At 69.7% G+C, this 6,066-nt stretch carries 8 protein-coding genes; 7 read left to right on the top strand and 1 reads right to left on the bottom strand.

The features are described 5' to 3' along the window. The 7 genes from ACJ8AT_RS39685 to ACJ8AT_RS39655 all read left to right on the top strand — a co-directional run. A partial coding sequence (locus ACJ8AT_RS39685) for a prolipoprotein diacylglyceryl transferase family protein (RefSeq protein ID WP_407743207.1) occupies positions 1-532 on the top strand: 532 nt, incomplete at its 5' end. Between the two features lie 41 nt (positions 533-573). After that, complete coding sequence (locus ACJ8AT_RS39680) at positions 574-2,031, top strand: MXAN_5187 C-terminal domain-containing protein (protein WP_407743206.1); 1,458 nt, start codon at positions 574-576, stop codon at positions 2,029-2,031. Between the two features lie 7 nt (positions 2,032-2,038). Beyond that, the gene (locus ACJ8AT_RS39675) at positions 2,039-2,548 is read left to right on the top strand and encodes a KdsC family phosphatase (protein WP_407743205.1); all 510 of its coding nucleotides are present in this window, start codon (positions 2,039-2,041) and stop codon (positions 2,546-2,548) included. A 169-nt stretch (positions 2,549-2,717) separates the two neighbouring features. Beyond that, the gene (locus ACJ8AT_RS39670) at positions 2,718-3,086 is read left to right on the top strand and encodes a hypothetical protein (RefSeq protein ID WP_407743204.1); all 369 of its coding nucleotides are present in this window, start codon (positions 2,718-2,720) and stop codon (positions 3,084-3,086) included. Positions 3,087-3,159: 73 nt separating this feature from the next. After that, on the top strand, positions 3,160-3,708 hold the full coding sequence (locus ACJ8AT_RS39665) for a GNAT family N-acetyltransferase (RefSeq protein WP_407743203.1): 549 nt from the start codon (positions 3,160-3,162) through the stop codon (positions 3,706-3,708). Between the two features lie 80 nt (positions 3,709-3,788). Beyond that, positions 3,789-4,046, top strand: coding sequence for a hypothetical protein (locus tag ACJ8AT_RS39660; RefSeq protein WP_407743202.1), 258 nt, complete (start codon positions 3,789-3,791; stop codon positions 4,044-4,046). A gap of 5 nt (positions 4,047-4,051) precedes the next feature. Beyond that, the gene (locus ACJ8AT_RS39655) at positions 4,052-4,960 is read left to right on the top strand and encodes a tetratricopeptide repeat protein (protein ID WP_407743208.1); all 909 of its coding nucleotides are present in this window, start codon (positions 4,052-4,054) and stop codon (positions 4,958-4,960) included. A 15-nt stretch (positions 4,961-4,975) separates the two neighbouring features. Here the strand turns inward: ACJ8AT_RS39655 and ACJ8AT_RS39650 are convergent, their stop codons facing one another. Continuing rightward, on the bottom strand, positions 4,976-5,905 hold the full coding sequence (locus ACJ8AT_RS39650) for a DUF6929 family protein (RefSeq protein WP_407743201.1): 930 nt from the start codon (positions 5,903-5,905) through the stop codon (positions 4,976-4,978). Positions 5,906-6,066 lie beyond the last annotated feature (161 nt).

Genomic DNA, 6,066 nt, shown 5'->3' with positions numbered 1-6,066 from the left:
GGCGAAGGATCTATTCGGCCACCTCACCGGCACGGGCAGCACCGCCTTCAGCTCCCAGGCGAACGATCCGCGCTACGTCATCGAGGCCACCGGGGAAATACTCCAGCAGGCGGCCCCCGGCGCGGTGCGTATCTCCGAGTGGGCGGCGCAGCACGGCACCACGCTCCCGGTGCACCCCACGCAGCTGTTCGAGTCCGTGGGCCAGGTCCTCATCTTCGCCAGCCTGCTCTTCCTTCGCCGCTACCGGCGCTTCCACGGGCAGGTCTTCAGCACCTGGCTGATGGCGTACGCGGTGCTGCGCTCCACGGTGGAGCTGTTCCGCGGGGACACCGAGCGCGGCACGCTGCACGGGCTGCTGACCGACAGCGCGCCCTCGCTGGCCCACTTCGTGCCGCTGGAGGCCTGGTACAACATCTCCATCAGCCAGTTCATCTCGCTCTGTATGTTCACTTTTGGGGCCGCGCTCATGTACCAGCGCAGCCGCCGGCTGGGCGAGGAAGCGAGCTTGGGAAGCACTCCCAGCCCGGCATGAGGTTGATCCCCGGCCCAGTCTTGAGGACACTCTAAGGTTGCATGCCTCCGGAGCTCGGAAAGCCTACATCCGCCGCCAAGTCCTCACCCGGCAAGTCCTCGGCCAACGTCAAGGCCTTGGGGGGTGACGACACGTCGAAGAAATCCACCAGCGAGAAGGGCCTCCAGGAGTGCCAGGAGCTCGAGGAGGAACTGAACGTACTGAAGGTGGTCTATGAGCAGTACTTCCTCGGCAACGAGCGGCTGCCTCCGGTGCGCGCGCACGAAGACTTCCGCAAGCGGCTCACCAAGCTGAAGACGGGCCTGGTGCGCAACACGGCCGTGAAGTTCCGCATCTCCTCGCTCCACAACAAGTTCCTCACCTACGAGCGGATGTGGCAGCGCACCCTGCAGGAGATTGAGGCGGGCACGTACAAGCGCGACCTGTTCAAGGCCAAGCGCCGCTCGCAGAAGGTCAACGCCAACGGGGAGCGCCGCCAGGGCGCCGTCGAGCTGACGGAGGAGATCTCCGACGACGATCTCGAGGAGGTCGCCGAGCTTGTCCCCAACGAGCCGAAGCCGGTGGCGGCGCCGGGCGCGCGGTTCATCCCGCAGCCGGTGGAGTCCGAGCCGGTGGCGGTGCCGTTCCGGCCGGTGCCCTCGGTGGGGGCAGTGCCCTCGGTGGGGGCGGTGCCCTCGGTGCCGGTCGTGCCCGCGGTGGCGCCAAAGGTGGCGCCTACGGTCTCGCCCGTGGCGGCCTCGGCAGGCACGCCGTTCCGGGGCACTCCCTCGGTGCCTTCCGTGGCGCCCTCGGCGGGCACTCCCGCGCGAGGCAGCGCCGTGGTGCCTCCGGGCGGCACGCCGCTGAAGGGCACGCCCGCGATTCCTCCCGGTGCGACGCCGTCGAAGGGCACGGCCACGATTCCTCCAGGCGGCACTCCATCGAAGGGCACGCCCGTGATTCCTCCCGGTGCGACGCCGTCGAAGGGCACGCCCGTGATTCCTCCCGGTGCGACGCCGTCGAAGGGCACCTCCAGCATCTCGAGCCCGCCCGTGCGCGGAGTGCCCGCGTTCGGCGCTCCGTCGCAGGGCTCCTCGGGCATCGCCGCGGCGCTCGAGAATCTCGCGGATGAGCCCCTGGCCAAGCCGTCGGCTCCGGCGGCGACGCCTGCTCGCCCCGCGGGCTCCACGGCCGCGCGTCCGGGCAGCACGTCCTCGGCGGGCTCCAAGCCCGCGGTCCCCGCCGTTGCCAGGCCGGCCACCTCGCCCTCGCAGCCGCCCAAGCCCGCGGTGGCTCCGGCGGGCAACCTCTCCGACGACAAGCTCAAGGCCGTCTATGACGCCTACGTCACCGCCAAGCGCCGCAACCAGGAGGACACCTCGAAGATGTCCTACGAGTCGGTGGCGGCCAACCTGCGCAAGCAGGTGCCGGAGCTGCTCAAGCAGCACAACGCCAAGTCGGTGGAGTTCAAGGTCGTCATCAAGGACGGCAAGGCCACGCTCAAGGCCGTGCCCAAGTAGGCGGCGGATGAACCAGGACCTCGAGTCGCTCAAGGCCCGGGTGCGTCACCTGTCGGTGATGATCTTCGACATCGACGGGACGCTCACGGACGGGCGCATCTTCTGGGTGCCCAACTCCGGCTGGACGCAGATGTACAGCGTGCGAGACGGCATGGGCATCAAGCGGCTGCAGGAGGTGGGCATCGAGGTGGCCGCCATCTCCGGAGGCGACAGCCTCTCGGCGCAGATGCGCATGCAGTCGCTGGGGCTGCGGCACGTGCACTTCGGCAGCCAGGACAAGGTGGCGCACTTCGAGAAGCTGCTGGAGCTGTTGAAGGTGTCCGCGGACCGGTGTGGCTACATGGGGGACGAGGTGGTGGACCTGCCGCTGCTGAAGGCGGTGGGGTTCTCCGCGGCGCCGCCCGAGGCCCCGGACGAGGTGCGCGCGCAGGTGCACTACGTGGCGCAGAAGCCGGCGGGGTTCGGCGCGGCGCGCGAGGTGTGTGAGTTCATTCTTCGTCACCGCCAGCAGCCCTGAGGGCCCTCGGTGGAGTTGTGCCCACCATGAAACGTTGGGTGGTGGATCTCCGGCTCCTGCCGGTGGGGGGGCCCGTTGTCGCTCCAGGAGGTGCTTCCTACCTTGGCTTTCGCGCGCAGGCCGCTCTCACGGCGCAGAGACGAGGTAGGAGATGGTCGGGAAGCGGGGAATGGCTCTGGGGGTGGCGGTGGTGGCGCTGTCGCTGGCGGCCGGGTGTGCCGAGCCGCCTCCGGACGCCGAGGCCCGGCTGGCCGCGCTGGAAGAAGAAGGCAAGCAGATGGACGCGGCGCTCGACACGGTCGAGGACCGGCTGTTGGGCAATCAGGCGCGGATGCACCTGTGGCAGGAGCTGGGCGAGCGGCACAAGACGGTGTCTGCCATTCACTGCAAGCACGCGGACGCGAACCTGGCCGCCATCCTCGAGCACGAGGAGCGCCAGGAGGAGAAGGCGCGCAAGCTCAAGCGGAGCCACAGCCTGGCATCGGTGGACTCCACGGTGCTCACCTCGGGCCAGGAGCCTCAGAGCAGCCACGACTGAGCGCCGCGGGTGTCGCATGGCGGATGGACACGGGCCCGCCAATACTCGACTGAGGCGGGATGGGTGATATGGGTTGGCGGGTCTCGTTATGACCGGCCCGCTCTTCATCCGCCGCTACCGCTCCGAGGATTGGGCCGCGTGCCGAGCGCTCTTTGAAGGCAACATCCCCACCTTCTTCACCGAGGCGGAGCTGGCCACGTTCGAGGAGTATCTCGAACGGCCCGAGGGGCCCTACCTGGTCATCGAGAACGCCACCGGCCAGCCCGTGGCCTGTGGGGGCGTGGCCTTCCGAGGCGCTGGGGAGGTCAGCCTGTGCTGGGGCATGGTGGACGTCCATCGCCACCGGGAGGGCATTGGCCGCGTGCTGGTGCAGGTGCGCCTCGCGCTGGCGAGCCGGCTGCCCGGCATCCTCCGCGCGTACACGAAGACCGCGGACGGGAACGTGCCCTTCTTCGAGCGTGAGGGCCTGCGGCCCGTCTCGGTCATCGAAGGCTACTTCCGTCCCAGCCAGCTCCTGATGTGTGAGCTCGACGCGGCGCGCCGCTCGGAGTTCGAGGCCCGGCTGGCCGCGCTGCTCGCGCAGGGACATCGGGTGGAGGACGGGTTGCTTCCAGAGCGGTGACGCGGCCTCGCTGGGCGCGGGGCAGGCGGGCAAGCGGGCGGATCCGTGACGGCGCTCTGGAATCCGGATAGAAAGAGCGCGTGCGACTCCTCTGGCTTGGAGCGCTGGCCGTCTCCGCGGCGGCTGGGCTCCTGGGATGCAACGACATCGAGGTGTGCGGTTCGCGGCAGGAGCAAGTGCCTACCGCGGACGGCGGTGTCTACCGCTGCACCACCGCCGAGGATTGTCCTCGCTCCTCGCGCGTCTCGGTCTGCGTCACGGACGTCTCTCCGCAGCAGGAGTGCGTCAAGTGCCAGGAGACGCTGTGCACCAAGGTCACCCCGGAGTCCTGCAATTGAAGCGGATGCTCTTCGCATGGGCCCTGCTGGGGCTGCTGGCCGGCTGCACCGAGAAGCCCGCTGATCACCTGCAGCGCGCGCGGGATGCCATCTTCGAGAAGAACCCGGACGAGGCGCTGGTCGAGTACCGCAAGGCGTTTGATCTGCTGCGGCGGGATGACTCGCCCCAGGCGCAGGTGCTGAAGGCGCGGGCGCTCAAGGGCGCCGCGGACGTGTACTGGCTGGAGGAGCGCAAGGTGAAGGAGGCGGTCAGCGTCTACAAGGAGCTGATCCAGCAGTGCCCCGAGTCTCCCGAGGCGCTCGAGGCCCGCATCATCCTGGCGGAGCTGCTGCGGATGCACTACCGGGACCTGCGCGGCGCGATTGATCAGCTCACCCAGGCGCTGCAGCGCAACCCGCCGCAGGGCGCGGAGCTGCAGTACCAGGTGGCGAAGATCTACTTCGAGCTGGGCGACTACGCGCAGTGTGAGCTGGAGGCGCGCAAGCTGGTCGAGCGCTTCGCCAGCAGCGCCTACGTGGATGACGGCCTGTTCCTGGAGGCGCAGGCGGTGCACATGATGGACGGGCGGCGGCAGGAGGCCTCGCGCATCTACGCGGACCTGCGTGCGCGCTTCCCGGACTCGGAGCTGGCGCCGCACGCGCTGGTGGAGATGGGGAAGATCCGCGCCGAGGCGGGCGAGAACGAGAAGGCCATCGAGCTGTGGGTGGAGGCGCTCAAGACGCACCCGGATCCGGCGCTGGTGCAGGACTACATCACCCGGGCGCGCAAGCGCATCTCCAACACCACGCCCGAGGCCGTGGGCCAGAAGGCCGCCGCGTTCGACCACAAGATGGGCGCCCACCACACGCCGCGGAACTCGGTGGAGGCCATGGGTGGCACCGCCGAGGAAGCCGCGTCAGATCGCGGCGACTGAGGGGCTCGGGCCAGGTCAGCCCGGCACACCTTCCAGCACGGCCTCCAGCAGCGGAGAGGGCACGGCGGGATCATCCGCGTCCGCCACGAGCAGCATGTGCACCTGCCCACGCTCCACGTGAGCGCTCACGCCTTCCAGCTTCACCTTGGCGTCCACGGCATCCAGGAACAGGGGAGAGCCATCCGGAGCCAGCACTCCAATGGCCGAGCCCGTCACCGGGCCGTCCGAGTAGGCGTCCCGGGTGTTCTCGGCGGCGGCGGTGAAGACGATGCGTCCGTCCGGCAGCGGCGAGGCATCCGTGAAGGTCAGGCGCACGCCGCCGATGTGGCCGAGCTCCCAGCGCCGCACGGTTCGCACCGCCTCGGGGCCCAGCGTGCGGTCCCCCTCCAGCGCGCGCAGGAGCCGCTCATGGTCCAGGTCCACCAGCGCGTCCGTGCCCTGAGCTCCATTGCCGCGCTGGAGCAGCCGCAGCCGCCCGCCTGAGACGGCCGCGCCCTCGATGTTGAGAGGGCCCAGCTCGCGAGTCAGCTGCGTGTACAGCGCGGTGAAGTCCACTTCGCGCGTCTCGCCCAACAGCGAGCCCTCCGCCGTCAGGGGGAGGAGCGCACCGCGCTGCCGAGCCGCCGTGGAGCCCGAGGGCACCGCGAGCAACGCACCGTGCGGACAGCTCGTGAAGGGCGCGAGCAGGCAGAGCGCCTCCAGGTCCGGCTTGGCGGCCTTGCGCGCTCTGTGCTCCAGGGGCAGCTCACCCGGGAAGAGGCGGACGCTGCGCCCGGGCGCGTTGCCCTCGCGAGGAAAGACGGCGAGGTGGAGCGTGTCATCCGCGACGACATAGAGCCACGGGCCCACGGCCACGAGCCCGCTGGCCGCGGAGACGTGGGCAGGGCGGCCAGCCGTCTCCGGTGCTTCCAAGGTGAGGGTCCGGCGCTGGAGGGTGCGAATCATGCGAAGGCGATTCTCAGCTGCCCGGAGCTTCTTCTCCAGCCCGATATCGAGCACGCTCCGGGCTGAGCCCTGACGCCTCTCCACAAGCCTTGATCCCCAGGGTGCCGCCTGTTCGCCCCGGGAGCGAGTGCCCCGGGCGGCTGGGAAATCCCCTGGCTGGG

It is taken from the genome of Hyalangium sp., assembly GCF_045802625.1.
In the GTDB taxonomy this organism is placed as follows: Bacteria; Myxococcota; Myxococcia; order Myxococcales; family Myxococcaceae; genus Hyalangium.
This window is presented reverse-complemented; position numbering and strand designations above follow the sequence as displayed.

What these genes read in the sequence shown, in the direction of transcription:
- ACJ8AT_RS39675 (WP_407743205.1), top strand. Translation starts at nt 2,039, where the DNA reads ATGAACCAGGACCTCGAGTCGCTCAAGGCCCGGGTGCGTCACCTGTCG.
- ACJ8AT_RS39680 (WP_407743206.1), top strand. Translation starts at nt 574, where the DNA reads ATGCCTCCGGAGCTCGGAAAGCCTACATCCGCCGCCAAGTCCTCACCC.
- ACJ8AT_RS39650 (WP_407743201.1), bottom strand. Translation starts at nt 5,905, where the DNA reads ATGATTCGCACCCTCCAGCGCCGGACCCTCACCTTGGAAGCACCGGAG.
- ACJ8AT_RS39655 (WP_407743208.1), top strand. Translation starts at nt 4,052, where the DNA reads ATGCTCTTCGCATGGGCCCTGCTGGGGCTGCTGGCCGGCTGCACCGAG.
- ACJ8AT_RS39670 (WP_407743204.1), top strand. Translation starts at nt 2,718, where the DNA reads ATGGCTCTGGGGGTGGCGGTGGTGGCGCTGTCGCTGGCGGCCGGGTGT.